The organism is Nostoc cycadae WK-1 (assembly GCF_002897135.1).
In the GTDB taxonomy this organism is placed as follows: Bacteria; Cyanobacteriota; Cyanobacteriia; order Cyanobacteriales; family Nostocaceae; genus Nostoc_B.
The window spans coordinates 37,070-54,857 of sequence record NZ_DF978447.1 but is presented as its reverse complement, the minus strand read 5'-3'; the positions used below and the strand labels follow the sequence as shown (position 1 = coordinate 54,857).

Here is a 17,788-nt window from a genome sequence, read left to right as displayed (position 1 = left end):
CTCTTCACTTACCTGCGGAATGTCGGTTAATAACTTGTGATGCACACAATAGTCCAATGAAAGCGATTGTGGCGGTAAACAAAAATAAACGTGAGTAGCCAGAAGTTTCTTGTAAATATCCACCAATTGCTGGCCCCACAGCTAAACCAATGGGAGCCGTTAAACTCATATAACTAATAATTTCTCCACGAATGGACACAGGCGCTAAATCAGCTACCAAAGCAGTGTAACCAGTAGTAAAAGCTGCAATGCTAATTCCGTGAAAAATCCGCAGCCAGAATAATAAGGGGATGGATGTAAAGACTAAATAGCCAAAAGGTGCGATCGCAGCTACTGCTGTCCCAATTAATAAAACAAGTTTACGTCCCCGTTTATCTGCTAGTTTGCCCAGCATCGGACGAAATAGCAATAACCCAATGGCAAAGCCACCCATAACTATGCCAATTTCTTGCTTACTACCACCCACATCTTGAATGTATAGCGGTAGCGTCGGTAAAAAAGCAGCCGTGCTTGACCAGAATAACAAACCTGCCGCAAATAAAATCAGCAGGTTTCGCCGCAGGTCAGTATCAAATGTATTAAAAGCTTTCAAGGGAGATGCAAAGAACACTAACTATAATTGCTCTAATATTTTTACGTTAGTTAATATTTTTTGCCACTACTACCCGTATCCAACCAGTTATTAAAGCAAATTGAAGCAAGTATGAGAGGATAAAAGCAGAGGTACAGCATTAATTTTACTTAGCGATATTCAAATACTACATCTTCGTAAAGTTCTGCCATTTTCGCCTCAAAATTAATACTATTGAGTCGAAAAGTTTTGTCTTGGGATGTGTATGTTTGTAGAACCCAAAAACCATCATCATTAAGCCGAAAACATTCAATTCGCTGGCGTTTTGTATTAATTAAAACGTATTCTTTTAAAGTTTCTATTGCTTGATAATCCGCGAATTTATCCCCTCGGTCGAAAGCTTCAGTAGAGTCAGATAAAACTTCAACAATTAAACAGGGAAATCTTTTATATACAGGTGTTTCTTGGTCTCTTGAATCGCAAGTTACCATCACATCAGGATAGTAGTATCGATTCAAAGATTCAATTCGAGCTTTCATATCAGCTATGTAAACCCGGCAACCAGAACCGCGCACATGATTTCGCAAAAGTACGGCAAGATTGAGAGCAACGGTAACATGAGGGTCACTTGCTCCAGCCATTGCGTAAATGTAGCCGTCGATATATTCATGTTTAATGGAGCTTGTTTCCTCCATTTGCAGATATTCTTCGGGTGAGATGTAGTTGGGGGAGGCTAACATAATAAGTCAAAAGGCAAAAAGAAAAACCTACTACTAATGTTAATTACGAATTACATCAAGTTGGGTTATTTTTATTTTCAACTACTTCCCGCACTCGATAGATAGGTCGTCCTTGAGATTCATGGTAAGTACGCATCAACAACTCTGCCAACAAACCAAAGCAAAATAGTTGTACACCAGTTACTAATAATAAAACTGCCAAAATTAGCAACGGACGATTACCAATCATTTCACCCAATGCAAACTTGACGAAAGTCAAATAAATTCCTATCCCCACACCCAAAGCCATCGAAATCAAGCCCAACAACCCAAAAACGTGCATCGGGCGGGTGAGGAACTTTTTCATAAACAAAATAGTTAATAAATCCATTAACACCCGAAAAGTCCGCGAGATGCCGTATTTACTCCGACCAAATCGCCTCGCGTGGTGACGTACAGGCATTTCTGTAATTCTTGCGCCTTCAATATAAGCCAGGGCTGGCAAAAAGCGGTGCAATTCCCCATAGAGGTGCATATCTGCCACTAATTCTGAGCGATAGGCTTTGAGGGAACAGCCGTAGTCATGAATATAAACGCTAGTAGTGCGCCGAATCAGCCAGTTAGCGATTTTAGAAGGAAGTAAGCGATTCACCGCCCCATCTTGGCGTTTTTGCCGCCAACCGCTAACCAAATCGTAACCTTCATCCAACTTTGCCAATAGCATCGGGATATCAGCCGGATCATTTTGCAAGTCAGCATCTAAAGTGACAACGGCTTTACCCACCGCATAGTTAAACCCAGCAGACATAGCTGCGGTTTGTCCGTAATTGCGTCGCAGAATTACCGCCTTTAAATCACTGCGACTTTGCGCTTGTGCTTTGAGAAATTCCGCCGAACCATCTGTGGAACCATCATCCACACAGATAATTTCATAACTAATTTGACTATTAGATAAAGTAGATGCGATCGCCTCTAATAAATGTGGTAAACTTTCCACTTCGTCACGCACCGGCACTACTACCGATACTGCTGGTACATTTGCGGAAATCGCCTGATTTTCCTCACTCATTCTCTCTGGAATCAATCCACTCCTCATAACTCTCCGCGTCCTCAAATCCTCTTTGGTTCGTAACTTTTCACAACTCTGCCAGCACCGCGTAGTTGCTGATAATATGACCGACTCACCGCATCTCCCTGTTCCGAGAGAACATCAATCCCAATTCCATTCCGTCCTTGTGCCTTTCCTGAACTATGAATATAAGCACCATCACCCAAATAAAGCCCGACATGAGTCGCTTTTTCTGGTGTGCCGAAAAATACTAAATCTCCTAGTACTAATTCTGACAACTGGATTGGTTGAACAAAGGCTTCTTGTTGATAAGCATCTCTTGGTAGCCAAATCCCCACCGAGACAAACGCCGCCTGCATCAAGCCAGAACAGTCATAATTTGGCCCCACTGTCCCACCCCAAAGATACTCATTAGGTTGTTCCATAGCTTTTTGAGCAAAAGCAATCACTTTGGGAAGTAGTTTTTTAATTTCAGTTTCCGCCAATGTTGCAGCTTGATAATATACAGTAGCAGGTTGTAATAAACCTAAATCAGCAAAAGACACCCAGCCTGGATAATCATCCTCACATAAATACACCTCAACCGCTGTATCCTGATGATTTGATGTTACCTGTAAATGTCGCCCAGCAGCAGCTTGAGTTGCCAAGCCCGTACATTCTGGAGAATCGTATAAGTTGAGGTTTGCGAGACACTGGTATTCAGATGCGGTCAAATTGAAGATTTGGGATTCTGAATTAGAGAGCATTATTCGATGGTTTTCTTTAGAAAAGACGAACAACTGGAAAATTTGGGTAATGGCATTTTAGAGGCAACTTGGGCAACATTTCCGACATTAGCCCAAAATCAAATTGCTTTGACTTGGGTTGTCTACGATCCGCCAGTACTCGTAAATACTGGTGGCGCTTTAACTCCTGATGCCTTTTGGCATCACCCAGTCCGTGGTTTTACTTATCGCGGTGTGGAACGGATTTACCCCGCGAGTGTGGTTAAGTTATTTTACTTGGTTGCAGTAAATGAATGGCTAGAAAAAGGCATGATCCAAACCTCGAAGGAATTGGAGAGAGCCTTGGGCGATATGATAATTGATTCTAGTAATGATGCGACCAGTTTAGTTGTAGATATTTTGACTGGGACTACTTCAGGGCCAGAGTTATCACCAGGGCCTTTTGAAACTTGGAAGCAACAACGTCATATTATTAACCGCTACTACCAATCCTTGGGTTGGGAGGAAATGGAGACAATTAATGTTTGCCAAAAAACTTGGGGTGATGGCCCTTATGGACGGGAAAGGGCATTTTATGGGGAGATGTTTGAGAATCGCAATATGTTGACGACAAATGCGATCGCTCGTGTGGTACATAGTATCGTGGGTGGGGTCGCAGTTTCGAGTGGGCGATCGCAAGCTATGATGAATCTACTCAAGCGCAGTACCAACCCCGAAGATTTACCTAAAGATGTTGAAGAAGACCAAATTACAGGTTTTATCGGTGGTGGTTTACCGCAAAACGCGCAAATTTGGTCAAAAGCAGGTTGGACAAGTCAAGTACGTCACGATGCAGCGTATATTGAAATACCTGATAAGCCTCCTTATTTGCTAGTAGTTTTTACTGAAGGTAAAGCCAATGCTACCAACCGCGATATTCTACCTTTGGTCTCAAAACTAGTTGCAGAAGCCATTAGCAATCTGTAAAGTTTTCCCCACTCCCTCAAAATTAATTTAACGCCGTGTGCAACTTTATCTCAAACCTAACCCCCAGCCCCTTCCCTACAAGGGAAGGAGCAAGAATCAAAGCCTCTCTTCGTTGCGCAAAAGGCAAAAGAAAAAATTCTTTTGCCTTTTTCATCACTATTTAGGTGTAACTTTATCTATCACGCTAATTTTGCCGTCATCTCCTACAGTCCAAACGTCATAAACACCAAGGACATCACCGTTAGCATCAACATCTACGTTGCCACTAGCACCTTGGTAGTTAATCGTTTTACCTTCTTTGAGTAGCTTTAAGCCTTCACAAACATCAGTAACTTCTGTACCTGAGCCAGCCGCAACTTCCCGAATTTTACTGGAAATACCCACACCTGTGTTGTCTTTAGCGGCTTGTGCTGCTAAGACTAACAATGCAGCTGCATCCCAGGCTTGGGGTGCGTATTCTCCCGGTGAACCACCTTTTTTCTCTTTCCACAATTTGTTAAAAGCTTCTAAGGCTTTGCCATCGGAACCTGGTACTGTACCTAGCGCTCCAGTTAAGATAAATTTGCCATCGCTCCCTTTACCTACTTGTTCTGGGAAGGTAGGTGATTTCACGCCATCTGTCAGCAGAACTTGGACTCCCTTGGTCAAACCTTGTTGATAGGCTGCTTTTAAGAGTAGACTACCTGTCTCTGCATAAAGTACAGCGACTACTGCATCTGGCTTACCAGCAAACGCCGCCGCCGCTTCGGTGTCAAAGGTTTGGGCTTTGGGGTCGTAACGCACTGGGTTATTTTTATTAACCACTGTGCCACCTAATTTTTCAAAAGTTTCGACAAATGCCTTTTCAAAACCCACACCGTAATCGTTATTAATTACGACTGTGGAAACGCGTTTAAAACCTTTTTTGTTAGCTAATTGCGCTAATGCCAGCGCTTGGTAAGTATCCGGGGGTGCAGTCCGCGCCCAAAATCCTTTAAAGTCGCCTTTTTTCGCTTTATCTGTAAATACAGGACTGGTACTACCAGGAGACACTATCATGACTTTATTTGGTACAGCAACAGAAACCGCTGCTGTGGAAACACTACTAGCAAAGGAACCGACTACACCTGCAACTTTATCTAGAGTTGCCAGTTTTGTCATTCCAGCTGCACCGGCTTTGGGGTCGGTTTGGTCGTCTACTTGTACGAGTGTGACGTTTTTGCCATTGACTCCTCCACAAGCATTGACGGTATCCACTAGTAAAGGCACAGAACCTACCATCTGCTGACCAATGGAAGCTAAATCACCTGTTGTTGGTAGTAGCGTCCCAATTTTTAACCCATCAGTACTGCTGGTTGTACTGGTTGAGTTAGCGCTTGGGGAAGTAGTACTGGTGGTATTGCTGGTATTGGCATTATCGCAAGCTGCCATCAAAAAGCCTGTGGCTATGGTAGCTACACTCAAGGCTAGGGCAGTAGTAATTCTTGGCATAATTTACTTTCACTCCTCTGATATGCAGGAGTCTGAAAGCAAGTTTCAAACTATGTTTCAGGTTAGCTTGATCTTAACAGACTCCAAATGTTAAATAATAACATCTACCATCAGGAGTATCTGTGTTAATGCTGACATTAATATTAATATTTGTTTAATACTATGCAGTACTGAGTGCTACATACTGCCGAAAAACGGAGAGGGAGGGATTCGAACCCTCGGTACGGAGTTGCCTGCCGTACAACAGATTAGCAATCTGCCGCTTTCGACCACTCAGCCACCTCTCCAGGGTCACGAATATTAATGATAGCAGTTTTTTAGAGAAAGTCAAACAATTTTTAGTCAATGGTCAATAGTCAATAGTTATTAGATTTTGACTATGGACTATTGACTGTGGACTAAAGTACTTGCGATCGCATCCATGCCACGGGTAAAGTAGATAACTTTCGCCACTGGGGGACGTAGGCTCGCTGATTGAACACGTCATAATCGTTGCGTTCAATGACATTTAAAATGCCACTGTAGTGCATTAATGCTGCCCAAACGGGTAAACGCGCATCAGGAGATAGATAAGCAATACCTCTTTCTGCCTTGCGATAAAATTGTTCTGCCCGTGCAATTTGAAAGCGCATGAGAGAACGCCAGCGGTCATCTATGACACCTTTCAACAGGTCTTGCTCGGTGTAATTAAATCTTGCCAAGTCTTCTAACGGAAGATAAATTCGCCCCCGCCTTGCATCTTCTCCCACATCTCTTAAGATGTTGGTCAGTTGTTTAGCAATTCCTAGAGCAATTTCTTCTTGAGTGGGAATATAAGAGGGTTGTTCGCGGTTCCACGGTGCTGTAGTGCTGGTGTTATCCAACCCCATGATTGCAGTTGACATCAAGCCGACAGTACCAGCCACCCGGTAACAGTAAAGGTATAGCTCCTCAAAAGTTTCGTAGCGACTGCGGTACAAGTCCATTCTCTGTCCAGCAATCATGTCCCGAAAGGGCTGAATATCCATTGGAAAGCGTTGCACTGTATCAACCAAAGCTACATCATAATTTTCGACTGGGTGTCCAGCAAAAATTGATTCTAGCTGCTGCTCCCATTGATCTAGGGTTTCTGGTGTGGTAAGAGCAGATGCAGGGCCATCCACTAGTTCATCTGTACGGCGACACCAAGCATAAATAGCCCAAACAGCAGGGCGTTTTTCTTTACTCAAAAGCAAAGTACTCAGGTAGAAAGTTGCGGAGTACTTGGCGATAAGTTGCCGACAAAGTTTGTATGACTCGTCTACAGAGACCAGCGTTTTCATGCGCGGGGGGGAATCAGGCAGTTGCAGCATTCGTTGCAGGCGTTCGGGTTAGCGTTTGTAGGTTTGAGGCACTGGCCTCTGGCAGCGATTCACAAATCGCCTGCGCTGTTAGCTTACCAGAAAGTACGGCCCCTTCCATACTGCCTAAATAGCGTTGCATGGTGTAACTCCCGCTAAGAAAGAAATTGGCTATGGGAGTTTTTTGGGGAGGACGGTACTGTTGGCGACCAGGAGTCGCTTTGTAAACTGAACGCGGCGTTTTCACTACATGAGATTTCAACAGTTTGGCTGGATTATCTTTCCCAAAGTGTTCGGGTAAGAGTTTTTCCAACTCAGTCATAGTTGCAGCAACAATTTCCTCGTCAGATTTGCTAATCCAATCTTTAGCAGGAGCCAGAACTAATTCCAGCATTGAGCGATCTGGGTTAGCATATTCCCGACAAGTGTTGCTCATATCAGCATAAACGCTGAGGAGGGGCGATCGCGAAAAAAGTAGTTGATCAATATCTGTTAATTTTCGATCAAACCAGAGATGGAGGTTAATTACCGGCACACCTTCTAAGCCTTCTAGCTTTTGGAAGCACTCTATTTGCTGCCAAGGTTCTGGCAACATAACTTTTAAAGCATCAACTGACATGGCTGATACGTAAAAGTCTGCCGTCACAACTTCATCTGGTTCGCCATTTAACCCGCGCAACAAAAATTCTTTGACTGTCCCATCGGTGTTGAGGACAATTTGTTTGAGGGGTGCATTTAGTCGGACTTGGCCACCACCTGCGGTAATGTAATCAACGATTGGTTGACACAATCTTTCGGTGGGTGAACCATCCAAAAAGGCGATTTTGGAGCCATATCGCTCTTGTAAAAAGCGATTTAGGGCTGTTAATAAAATTGTGGATGATACTTCATCGGGGTTAATAAAGGTGAGCGCTTTAGAAGCAGCAATAAATACGTCACTGGCTACTCTTTCCCCAATACCTTGTCTTTTCAACCACTCGGCAAAGCTGTACTTGTCCATCTCTTCGACATATTTTTGACCACGCACGATGGCTGGAAGCAGGCCGATAGCGAACCTAATTTTCTGCTCCCAAGTCAACATATCGTTGTTGCGAAGAATTGAGGCAATAATGTTAAACGGAGAGGGAATATCGGGAACATCAAACCGTGAGAGTGTTCCGGGTTTTTCTGGTTGATTAAAAATTAGTGTATGCTCTTTCCACTGGAGGCGGTCTTCAATGCCTAACTCCTTGAGCAATTGCAGCATATTGGGGTATGCCCCAAAGAAGGCGTGTAACCCGGTTTCGTACCAGTCGCCGTCAGAGTCTTTCCATGCCGCTACAAGGCCACCCAATACGTCCCGACGCTCTAAGACAATGGGAGTGTGACCTGCGTCTATAAGATATTTCGCGCAGGAAAGTCCTGCTAGACCAGCGCCAGCGATCGCTACTCGCATTTACACCTACTGTTGTTCAATATTTCTTAATGGTTTTGCCGTTCTCATTATACGTTGCAAACCGTTACATTTGGCAGTGATTGTGCGATCGCTTACCTAAAAACTTCTGCGAAGAGGGATTTAGGGGCTAGAGGCTAAAGGCTAAAAACAAAAAATGTACTATTTTTTACTCATGATTTCATTAATCAACATTTTTTCTAGCTCATCATGAGAAAATCAAAACGTTTCTTCTCTAGCCTCAAAATTTAAACAACAATTATAGGTAATAAATTATGCCAGGATCACGGGAGCTAGAACTATTCGGAAATCATCTGATTCTCGGTATTTCCGGCACAAAATTGAGTGATGATGATAAACGGGCGCTCAGTGAATTAAAACCAGTCGGGGTGATATTTTTTGGAAAAAACTTTATAGATGGCGTTCCTTATCAGGTTTGGTTAGCCAGCTTTCAAGAACTTATAGACCAAATTCGTGAATATGCAGAACGCGATTCGATGTTCATGACTTTAGATCATGAAGGTGGGCGTGTAGTCCGTACACCTTTACCAATTACGAGATTTCCTTATGCGGCTTTGTTGCGATCGCAAGCTAAGGAAGTAGCAAAAGCCACAGCTAAAGAGTTGAAATCACTGGGGATTAACGTATCCTGGTCGCCTGCTGCTGATATTTACTCTAATCCGCATAACCCGGTAATTGGGCCGCGTGCATTTGGTAACACACCAGAAACCTCTGCACAAGGAGCGTTGGCATATTATTTAGGGCTGCAAGAGTCTGGTATTTTAGGCTGCGCCAAGCATTTTCCGGGACATGGAGACACTAGTACAGATTCTCATTTTGAGTTACCAGTGCTGAATTTAACTGTACAAGATTTGCGCGATCGCGAACTAATACCTTTTAAAGCTTTGATTGATGCTCAAATTCCCTTAATTATGACAACTCACATTTTATTTCCCCAAATTGACCCAGATGTCCCGGCGACTATTTCGCAACGGATTTTGAAGAATATCCTTCGAGAAGAACTAGGGTTTGAGGGTGTAGTTGTCTCCGATGACTTAGATATGAAAGCAATCTCCGATAGGTTTACCCAAAGCGGAACTGTCGCCCGCGCCTTTAACGCTGGTTGTGACTTGTTTATCCTCTCGCGCAATATCAATTCATCGTCTTTAGAACGTACTTATTACATGGCGGGAGATTTTGCTGATGCTCTCAGTAACGGTAACTTAAAGAAAGAGGTAGTTACAGCTGCTAGGCAAAGAATTGAAAATTTATTAGCACAAACACCGCAATATATTGTTCATGCTTTAGATAAAGCTACATTACTACAACATGCAGAGTTAGCGATCGCTTGTTCTTTCTCATAAAACTTTACTTAATTAGCAGGGGAAATTTCATTCAAATCTCCAACGCCTGATTCTCTATAGAGGAGATGAATTATATTTTGTTAAGTTATACTAAGAAATGGTTGAAAGTTGGTTTTTCAACGCAGAGGCTGGCGGAGGTATACCAAAGTTACGCAGAGTCTTTGTGTAATTTTTTCGCTAACTCTGAAATATAGTTTCAAAAATTACGAATTACGAATTAAAAATTATTTTCACATGACATCATCTGTATTTGCTGCTGAACGTCTTTTATTTACTCAAACTACTCCTGATACTGATGCAATACCTCTAATTTTTGCCTTTCCGAATGAATATAGTGTGGGTATTACTAGCCTCGGCTATCAGGTAGTTTGGGCAACTTTAGCAACGCGCGATGATGTGCAGGTGAGTCGTCTATTTACTGATATACATGAACAACTTCCTAGACAGCCAGAAATTGTGGGATTTTCGATTTCTTGGGAATTAGATTATGTGAATATTTTAAATTTACTTGAATCTTTAGATATTCCGATTCTGGCAAATTTGCGTAATGATTCGCACCCTATCATTTTTGGTGGTGGCCCAGTTTTGACGGCTAATCCTGAGCCTTTTGCTGATTTTTTTGATATTATATTGTTAGGAGATGGGGAAAACCTGCTGGGAGATTTTGTTGAAGCTTACAAAGAAGTTAGACATGCTCCTAGACAAATTCAGTTAAAAAGATTGGCACAAGTACCGGGGATTTATATTCCAAGTTTGTATGAGGTGGAATATCAAACACCTGATGGTGCAGTAAAATCAATTAAGCCGATTGATTCAGATATTCCGGCAGTTGTACAGAAGCAAACTTATCGCGGTAATATTCTCTCAGCTTCAACGGTAGTAACTGAAAAAGCTGCTTGGGAAAATATTTACATGGTGGAAGTGGTGCGGAGTTGTCCAGAAATGTGCCGCTTTTGTTTGGCAAGTTATCTAACACTACCATTTAGAACAGCCAGCCTCGAAGATTCATTAATGCCAGCGATTGAACGCGGGTTAAAAGTAACAAACCGCTTGGGATTATTGGGTGCTTCTGTCACACAACATCCAGAGTTTGAGGAGTTATTAAATTATATTAGTCAGCCAAAATTTGATGATGTGCGGCTGAGTATTGCGTCAGTCAGAACTAATACAGTAACGGTGCAGTTGGCTCAAACTTTAGCAAAACGAGACACGCGATCGCTTACCATTGCTGTAGAAAGTGGTTCAGATCAACTGCGGCAAATCATCAACAAAAAGCTGCAAAATGATGAAATTATCCAAGCGGCGATAAATGCCAAAGCTGGCGGACTCTCCAGCTTGAAACTCTACGGGATGGTTGGTATTCCTGGGGAAGAGGCGGAAGATTTAGACGCAACTGTAGCGATGATGCGGAGTATTAAAAAAGCTGCGCCAGGACTGCGGTTAAGCTTTGGTTGTAGCACCTTTGTACCGAAATCCCATACACCATTTCAATGGTTTGGGGTAAACCGTCAAGCAGAAAAACGGTTGCAGCTTTTACAAAAACAACTTAAACCCCAGGGGATAGATTTTCGTCCCGAAAGTTATAACTGGTCTATCATACAGGCTTTGTTATCCAGAGGCGATCGCCGCTTATCTCAACTTCTCGAACTCACCCGCGACTTTGGCGACTCCTTGGGTAGTTACAAACGCGCCTTCAAGCAACTTAAAGGACAAATCCCCGATTTAGATTTCTACGTTCATAATAATTGGTCAACAACTCAAGTCTTGCCTTGGAGCCACTTGCAAGGGCCGCTACCGCAGTCTACACTACTAAAGCACTTGGATGAGGCTACCAGTCATTTCCGTTCAGCCCCCAAAGAATTGCAACCCTTAAATTCATAGTCAAAAATTGAATGCAAACAACTGCTGAGTATTACTGTGCCTTTTGTGGCGAACCAAACTTAACCTTTATAGACTTGAGTGCTGGGGGACAACAATCTTATGTTGAAGACTGTCAAGTTTGCTGTAACCCCAATATTTTGTATGTGCGGATTGATGAAGATACTCTAGATATTGAAATAGATACCGAATACGACGAAGGCTGATACAGTTTTAGATTTAGAATCGCTTTGTGTCTCTTGGGTGTATCAATACCATCTGTCGCCATCATTTTTTTCAATTGGTATGAGTTTTAGGTTTTGCTGTTCATGCTGCACTTCAACCATTCATCTGTGATTAATGCCCCAATAGAAGTAGTTTGGCAATTTCATGAAAGGCCAGATATCCTACAAATGCTAACTCCACCTTGGCAACCAGTCAAAGTAGTTCGGCGCGAAGGAGGACTGCAAGTAGGTGCTATCACAGAGTTTCGTTTGTTTCTAGGGTTAGTACCTTTAACTTGGTTAGCCCGTCACACAGAATGTGAACAATATCGCCTATTTGTAGATGAACAGATATCCGGCCCCTTTGAAACCTGGATACATCGGCACGAATTTCAGCTAGAAGATGGCAAAACTAGATTAACCGATGCAATTTCTTTCTCCATGCCTGGAGGAGATGCCTTTGAATTTGTCAGTGGTTGGCTGATACAAACTCAACTAGAAGCAATGTTTCGCTACCGCCATTATGTAACAAAGCAACAATGTGAGGGCAGAGGCGGTAACTGGTGGTAAAAATAGAGATTAGCGCGAATTTCCTGCTAATAGGTTGCAGTTTCTCCCAAAATCAACCAATTGGTAGAAGCTGAATCTATCTTGCAAGAGAGGGTAAATCTTCCCGCATTGTTCATGATAGTAGAAAGACATTCAAACAAACTATCACTGAAATTTTAGGTAAAAAAAATGTTGGGAACATTTCTAATAACTCTAGCTACAGCACTAAGCTTACTAATTGTGGATTTAGTTGTGCCTGGTGTTAATATTGCTAATTTTCCCTCTGCTTTAATTGCTGCTGTCGCAATTGGCTTAATTAATAGTTCTGTGAAGCCAGTTCTCTCAACCCTATCTTTACCTTTAAACCTTGTAACTTTCGGCGCATTTTCTCTCGTTGTTAACGGTATCTGTTTTGCATTAGCAGCATTTTTAGTACCTGGGTTTAGCGCTCATGGCATTATCGCTTTTATTCTCGGCCCAGTGGTTCTATCTTTAGCTAACACCTTCATTGGTAACTATTTTGCTGAAAGAAACGTGGCTTTAACTGGCAATACTTCAACTCCAGGTGAATTACCTCAAGGCAATCCTCAGCAATAGTACAAGTATTATCTTTGGGAAAAGTCATACAGAATTAACATAATGCCTGCGACAGAGTTGTTAATTAAGTTAATTCTGGACAATGTGAATTAAACAAGTTGAAAAAGTAACAACAAACCTATGAAATTATTTCGTTTTCTTCTAGCCCTTGTCGTGCCTCCTTTAGGCGTTTTTCTCACAGTTGGTGTTGGCCCTACTTTGGTAATTAATATTCTGCTTACCCTGCTTGGTTGGCTTCCTGGTAGCATTCATGCACTTTGGGTAGTCGCTAAGAGAGAAGAAGCATTTAATAGCGGAACTTACTAAAAGAAGTTGCTACTTACACCAGAAACTTGGCAATAATTTGGCACAAACCTCTCTCAATAAGGACAATTAAGGAAGGGTAGATTAACATGGTCTGCCCTTTTTATTACGTATTTGATTAATGTTTATATAACCGTAGTTAATTATATTGATTGCATATAAAATATAATCAGAGTCTGTGCATAATAAAGTTTGTCAAAAGATATGCCCCAGTCAGTTGCGAGGATGTCACTGGCAGAGTTTTTGGCTCAACCTAAGATTGAGGCTTCACCTGCATGGGAATTAATTGATGGGCGAGTTGTTCAAAAAACAATGCCAACTCTGTTTCATTCCCGACTGCAACGTAATTTAGTCAATTATATTAATGATCGCACTGATAAATTTGAAGCGGTGCAGGAGCTACGTTGCATTGTACCACCTTACTCATCAGTGCCAGATATTGCTATCATTGCTGGCCATCGCCTTGGCGATGAGGATGGGCCATTTAATGGAGCGCCAGATTGGTTAATTGAAATTCGCTCACCCGACCAAAGCACTTTAGACTTACAAAACAAGATTCTCCATTGTCTCAGTAATGGAACGCAACTAGCTTGGTTAATCGATATTACTCGTCAGCAAATATGGGTTTGGCAAGGAGATAGCCTACCAATAGTTTTTGCTGGAGTAGACTTGCTACCAAGTTTAGATATTCTCCCGGAAATTACAGTTGACGCTGTTATGAAAATGACTAGCCGAAAATAGCTGTTGTATGAGTACGTTGTTAACTAAATCGCACTTACTAAGAACCCTGACTTCTTGAAGAAGTCGGGGTTCTTATGATGTTGGTATCTAGTTTTTATCTGCGGGTTCTTTGTCTTTAAACAAATCAGCGGTTGCGAGGAGTAACTCGCGTAAAGTTTGTTTGAGTTGGAGTTCTTTGCGAGCTATCGCTGTACCCGCTTCTCCTAGTTTATCTTCTAACTGCGATCGCTTTTGTGATACCTGTGTCGCTAAAACTTCCGCTTGCGGACGAGCTTGGTTATACCAAGTTTTGGCATCGTTGAGATAATTTTGAATTTCTTCTGAACGTCCGCCATAGCGCGCAGCTAAATTAGCTCGAACAATTGCTAATTGTGCTTGCAATTGTGCATAACGTTTTCTTAACAAAGACACTTCATCACTATCTTTAATAGCGCTAACAGCCGAGTCAATAATGGTTTGAGTATCAGCAGTGTTTTGCTTACCTGTTTCCTCAATCTCTGCTAATATCACATCTACATCTTGCTGAAGTTTTTCTTCTTCACTATCTAATTGAGTTTGCAACCTTTGGAGTTCTGACTGAGTTTGAATGATATTTGCATGTCTTTTATGATTAACTCCTTCTAAAGCGCCTTCAATGGAAGCTGTGACTTCTTCTTTAATTTCGCCACCCCTTTCTTGTAGGGTTTCAATAACAGCAGAAACCGCATCTCTTACAAGTCCCCGCAGTTCAATTGAACCTTCTTTAAACTCAGAAGCCACTTGAGTAACGGCTGATTTGACAATTTCCCGCACTCTTTCTGTCCGTAACTGACCAGTTTCTTTAACTTGCTTCAGGTCTGTTTGAATTTGCTCTTTGATATTTCTAACCATTTTCAACTCTGGGTATTTAGCTAATTTGGATAAATTAATTTAGTTTAAGTATGGTGTCACATCTAAATTTTGAACTATTCCATTGAGAATAGGCACTTCCTTTAGATAGAAAATGTGAAATTATCGGCATTTGTGTGCGAACATCGGCAGTTTTATTTACAGAGAAAATATCATGTATCACTATGTACATACTTATGAGAAGATGATTCTGATTTCTAGTTAAGATAAAAAAATGATTAACGCCAAAGCACAAATCAAGCTCATGAGAATTAACTTGCTAAAAATCCTGGCATTAGTATGTTTAATTCTCCTGCTATCTACCACTACATTTACCTTGCCTGCTAGTGCAAGCGACACAGCTAATGGTGCAGAAATATTTAGCGTGCATTGCGCCGGCTGTCATATCAACGGTAGTAACATTATCCGACGAGGCAAGAACTTAAAAAAGCCAGCACTGAAGAAATATAATATGGATTCTATCGAGGCAATTACAGCCATTGTCACTAATGGTAAAAGTAATATGTCTGCCTACAAAGACCGCCTCACAGAACAACAAATTCAAGATGTTGCGGCTTACGTTCTAGAACAAGCTGCAAAAGACTGGCGTTAAATCAATAATTCACAATTCAACTATATGGTGCTACCCGCAGACAGTCGTCTTCAACTTACTCCTGATTTAAACATTTGCCGGATATTAAATGGAATGTGGCAAGTGTCTGGCGCACATGGACAGATTAATCCCAAAGCGGCAATTCAAGCGATGTTCCCGTATATAGATGCAGGTTTTACCACCTGGGATTTAGCTGACCATTATGGCCCGGCTGAAGATTTTATTGGGGAATTTCGTCGTCAACTACTTGCTATTAGAGGTCAAGAAGCTTTAGCTAACTTACAAACTTTTACAAAATGGGTTCCTCGTCCTCGCAAAATGACAAAAAAAGTTGTTGAGGACAACATTAATATTGCTTTGCGGCGAATGAATGTTGCATCTTTAGACTTAATGCAATTCCATTGGTGGGAATATAGTGATAAAAATTATCTAGATGCCCTGAAGTTTATGGCAGAATTGCAAACTGAGGGCAAAATTAAGCATTTAGCTTTGACTAACTTTGACACAAAACACTTACAAATTATTATTAATGCCGGGATTAAAATTGTTTCTAACCAAGTGCAATTTTCGCTAGTTGACCGTCGTCCAGAAGTGGCAATGGTGCAATTTTGCCAGCAGCATGATATTAAACTATTTACTTACGGCACACTTTGCGGTGGTTTCTTAGCAGAAAAATATTTGGGTCAGCCGGAACCAAGAAACTTTGATTTAGCCACAGCCAGCTTACGCAAATATAAAAATATGATTGATGCTTGGGGTGGTTGGCAACTATTTCAGGAATTACTTTTGACACTCAAAGAGATTGCTGATAAATATAATGTGACTATTTCCAATGTGGCAGTGCGTTACATTTTAGATAAGCCAGCAGTGGGAGGTGTGATTGTTGGTGCCAGGCTGGGTGTATCGGAACATATTGAAAATAACGCCAAGGTATTTAGTTTTAGGTTAGCTCAAGAAGATAGCGATCGCATTGAGCAAATATCTCAAAAATCCCGCAATTTATATCAGATAATTGGTGACTGTGGCGATGAATACCGCAGATAATTTATAATTTTTATCTAGCAAGTTTCATACTTTTGTTTATGCTCGGCTAAAAGCTGGAGATATTTGGCATTTGTCTTGGCTTCAACCCATTTTGCTTTAAAAATAGCGGCTGATTCTGCTTTTACAGGGTCTACATCGAATGGTAATATTTCTTTTTGAGAACTTCCTATTTTGGAAGTTTTTTTATATTTTCTGCCGTTTTTATGATTGGCGTAACGGCGAGAACGAGTATAACCCATTTGGATAAACTTTCGCGCCATATCTGCTCCGACAAAATCTTCTTGTTCGAGATACTCTAGAAAAATTGCATAGATTTTTTCACTAGACTCTCTAGCAATCTCAGGTGTTTTGAAACGCCAATAAGGGAGAATCTCTGATTTATATGGTTCTACTAAAAGTACCCCTTGTTCGCCTTTACCAATGCGATATAATTCAGGGTGCTGGCGAAAATCAATGTTTGGGAAGTCTAAAGAATAATCAAAAGCCATAATAATTTACAGTAAACTCTGTTTAAGAGTTCAACTTCTATCCTAGTAAGGAAATTTATTCTGCCCTCTTATCTAACTGCTGTATGAAAAGTATCCTTGCTCCTGGACATTTGCGAAAAGTGCATCACATTGCTCTCAACGTTAAAGATATGCAGGCTTCGCGTCACTTTTACGGTAGTGTTTTAGGCCTGCATGAATTGACAGGTAAGCAAGTACCAGCAACTTTAGTGGAACTTGTCGCTGAGGGGAAAGTTGCCAACTTTGTGACTCCCGACGGCGTAATTTTAGACTTATTTTGGACACCTGATCTCAATCCACCCCATCCAGACCCAGAACAGAGTTTTACAAGAGCCTATCATCTAGCTTTTGATATAGATCCGCGATTTTTTGAGACAGCGCTGGCTGTTTTGGCAGAGAATAAAGTAGCGATCGCTCATGGCCCTGTTACTCGTCCTACAGGTAAAGGTGTGTACTTTTATGACCCCGATGGATTTATGATTGAAATCCGTTGCGATCCTCAACCTGAAAATAAAGTGCTGAGTAGTTCTCTAAACCTAATTTCTCCTTTCCCTTTCTTTTCTCTATAGCAATGCAGATATTTGAAGTTATCGAAGCCGCACTTACTAAACCACCCATTCCCCACGAACCATACAAACAATCACTCAAAGCTTGGGCTATGTATTGCTTGCGTGACCGAGGTTTCAAAGTTGTTTATGCTCAAAATGCTGATTTTGCCATTGAACCCAAAGGAGCAGAAAAAATCTATTTTAAAGTTACCAATAATGCAGGTGATGTGGATAGTTCCTGCGCCTGGATAGTTTGGGATAGTGTCACCAAAATTACCAGTTTGATTCCACCATCATCTTGATA

The 17,788-nt window shown here is 41.6% G+C and carries 20 protein-coding genes, 1 tRNA gene and 1 pseudogene; 12 read left to right on the top strand and 10 right to left on the bottom strand.

Annotated elements, in window-relative coordinates; genetic code table 11:
• Positions 1 to 25 precede the first annotated feature (25 nt).
• The 4 genes and pseudogenes from NCWK1_RS26945 to NCWK1_RS26930 form a co-directional block, all read right to left on the bottom strand.
• Positions 26 to 592, bottom strand: a pseudogene (locus NCWK1_RS26945) (MFS transporter); the annotation flags it as partial.
• Between the two features lie 149 nt (positions 593 to 741).
• Positions 742 to 1,311 carry a Uma2 family endonuclease gene (locus NCWK1_RS26940; protein WP_103126816.1) on the bottom strand — a complete coding sequence of 190 codons (570 nt, stop codon included), beginning with the start codon at positions 1,309 to 1,311 and terminating at the stop codon, positions 742 to 744.
• 55 nt (positions 1,312 to 1,366) lie between these two features.
• Complete coding sequence (locus NCWK1_RS26935; protein WP_096579264.1) at positions 1,367 to 2,386, bottom strand: glycosyltransferase family 2 protein; 1,020 nt, start codon at positions 2,384 to 2,386, stop codon at positions 1,367 to 1,369.
• A gap of 14 nt (positions 2,387 to 2,400) precedes the next feature.
• Entirely contained in the window at positions 2,401 to 3,105 is a 705-nt protein-coding gene (locus tag NCWK1_RS26930) for a C40 family peptidase (protein WP_103126815.1), read from the bottom strand.
• A 6-nt stretch (positions 3,106 to 3,111) separates the two neighbouring features.
• Between NCWK1_RS26930 and NCWK1_RS26925 the strand changes: the two genes are divergently transcribed.
• Positions 3,112 to 4,050 (top strand): serine hydrolase, encoded by a 939-nt coding sequence (locus NCWK1_RS26925; RefSeq protein WP_096579268.1) that lies wholly within the window; start codon positions 3,112 to 3,114, stop codon positions 4,048 to 4,050.
• A 156-nt stretch (positions 4,051 to 4,206) separates the two neighbouring features.
• Here the strand turns inward: NCWK1_RS26925 and NCWK1_RS26920 are convergent, their stop codons facing one another.
• The 4 genes from NCWK1_RS26920 to pds form a co-directional block, all read right to left on the bottom strand.
• Positions 4,207 to 5,520, bottom strand: a complete 1,314-nt coding sequence (locus NCWK1_RS26920) for an ABC transporter substrate-binding protein (RefSeq protein WP_103126814.1) — start codon at positions 5,518 to 5,520, stop codon at positions 4,207 to 4,209.
• A gap of 195 nt (positions 5,521 to 5,715) precedes the next feature.
• A tRNA-Ser gene (locus NCWK1_RS26915) sits at positions 5,716 to 5,807 on the bottom strand.
• A gap of 111 nt (positions 5,808 to 5,918) precedes the next feature.
• Complete coding sequence (crtB, locus tag NCWK1_RS26910; protein ID WP_096579272.1) at positions 5,919 to 6,851, bottom strand: 15-cis-phytoene synthase CrtB; 933 nt, start codon at positions 6,849 to 6,851, stop codon at positions 5,919 to 5,921.
• Complete coding sequence (gene pds / locus NCWK1_RS26905; RefSeq protein ID WP_103126813.1) at positions 6,835 to 8,274, bottom strand: 15-cis-phytoene desaturase; 1,440 nt, start codon at positions 8,272 to 8,274, stop codon at positions 6,835 to 6,837. The genes crtB and pds overlap by 17 nt, the downstream gene beginning before the upstream one ends.
• Positions 8,275 to 8,546: 272 nt before the next feature.
• Between pds and NCWK1_RS26900 the strand changes: the two genes are divergently transcribed.
• From NCWK1_RS26900 to NCWK1_RS26870, 7 genes are all read left to right on the top strand, one after another.
• Complete coding sequence (locus NCWK1_RS26900) at positions 8,547 to 9,635, top strand: glycoside hydrolase family 3 N-terminal domain-containing protein (RefSeq protein ID WP_103126812.1); 1,089 nt, start codon at positions 8,547 to 8,549, stop codon at positions 9,633 to 9,635.
• Between the two features lie 234 nt (positions 9,636 to 9,869).
• Positions 9,870 to 11,516 carry a B12-binding domain-containing radical SAM protein gene (locus NCWK1_RS26895; protein ID WP_103126811.1) on the top strand — a complete coding sequence of 549 codons (1,647 nt, stop codon included), beginning with the start codon at positions 9,870 to 9,872 and terminating at the stop codon, positions 11,514 to 11,516.
• A gap of 11 nt (positions 11,517 to 11,527) precedes the next feature.
• Complete coding sequence (locus NCWK1_RS26890) at positions 11,528 to 11,719, top strand: CPXCG motif-containing cysteine-rich protein (RefSeq protein WP_015114897.1); 192 nt, start codon at positions 11,528 to 11,530, stop codon at positions 11,717 to 11,719.
• A gap of 102 nt (positions 11,720 to 11,821) precedes the next feature.
• The gene (locus tag NCWK1_RS26885) at positions 11,822 to 12,286 is read left to right on the top strand and encodes an SRPBCC family protein (protein ID WP_096579280.1); all 465 of its coding nucleotides are present in this window, start codon (positions 11,822 to 11,824) and stop codon (positions 12,284 to 12,286) included.
• Between the two features lie 168 nt (positions 12,287 to 12,454).
• Entirely contained in the window at positions 12,455 to 12,862 is a 408-nt protein-coding gene (locus NCWK1_RS26880) for a phage holin family protein (RefSeq protein ID WP_096579282.1), read from the top strand.
• 120 nt (positions 12,863 to 12,982) lie between these two features.
• Positions 12,983 to 13,168, top strand: coding sequence for a YqaE/Pmp3 family membrane protein (locus tag NCWK1_RS26875; protein WP_096579284.1), 186 nt, complete (start codon positions 12,983 to 12,985; stop codon positions 13,166 to 13,168).
• A 201-nt stretch (positions 13,169 to 13,369) separates the two neighbouring features.
• Positions 13,370 to 13,906: a Uma2 family endonuclease gene (locus NCWK1_RS26870; protein WP_103126810.1), complete on the top strand. Its 537-nt coding sequence runs from the start codon at positions 13,370 to 13,372 to the stop codon at positions 13,904 to 13,906.
• An 87-nt stretch (positions 13,907 to 13,993) separates the two neighbouring features.
• On the opposite strand, the gene NCWK1_RS26865 is transcribed toward NCWK1_RS26870, so the two are convergent.
• On the bottom strand, positions 13,994 to 14,776 hold the full coding sequence (locus NCWK1_RS26865) for a coiled-coil domain-containing protein (RefSeq protein WP_096579288.1): 783 nt from the start codon (positions 14,774 to 14,776) through the stop codon (positions 13,994 to 13,996).
• Between the two features lie 274 nt (positions 14,777 to 15,050).
• On the opposite strand from NCWK1_RS26865, the gene petJ reads away from it, so the two are divergent.
• Both petJ and NCWK1_RS26855 read left to right on the top strand, forming a co-directional pair.
• Positions 15,051 to 15,386, top strand: a complete 336-nt coding sequence (gene petJ / locus NCWK1_RS26860; RefSeq protein WP_103126828.1) for a cytochrome c6 PetJ — start codon at positions 15,051 to 15,053, stop codon at positions 15,384 to 15,386.
• A 24-nt stretch (positions 15,387 to 15,410) separates the two neighbouring features.
• The gene (locus tag NCWK1_RS26855) at positions 15,411 to 16,430 is read left to right on the top strand and encodes an aldo/keto reductase (protein WP_103126809.1); all 1,020 of its coding nucleotides are present in this window, start codon (positions 15,411 to 15,413) and stop codon (positions 16,428 to 16,430) included.
• 14 nt (positions 16,431 to 16,444) lie between these two features.
• On the opposite strand, the gene NCWK1_RS26850 is transcribed toward NCWK1_RS26855, so the two are convergent.
• Positions 16,445 to 16,918 (bottom strand): DUF4385 domain-containing protein, encoded by a 474-nt coding sequence (locus NCWK1_RS26850; protein WP_096579292.1) that lies wholly within the window; start codon positions 16,916 to 16,918, stop codon positions 16,445 to 16,447.
• 83 nt (positions 16,919 to 17,001) lie between these two features.
• On the opposite strand from NCWK1_RS26850, the gene NCWK1_RS26845 reads away from it, so the two are divergent.
• Positions 17,002 to 17,505 (top strand): VOC family protein, encoded by a 504-nt coding sequence (locus tag NCWK1_RS26845; protein WP_096579294.1) that lies wholly within the window; start codon positions 17,002 to 17,004, stop codon positions 17,503 to 17,505.
• 2 nt (positions 17,506 to 17,507) lie between these two features.
• Positions 17,508 to 17,786 carry a hypothetical protein gene (locus NCWK1_RS26840; RefSeq protein WP_096579296.1) on the top strand — a complete coding sequence of 93 codons (279 nt, stop codon included), beginning with the start codon at positions 17,508 to 17,510 and terminating at the stop codon, positions 17,784 to 17,786.
• The last annotated feature ends 2 nt before the right edge of the window (positions 17,787 to 17,788 follow it).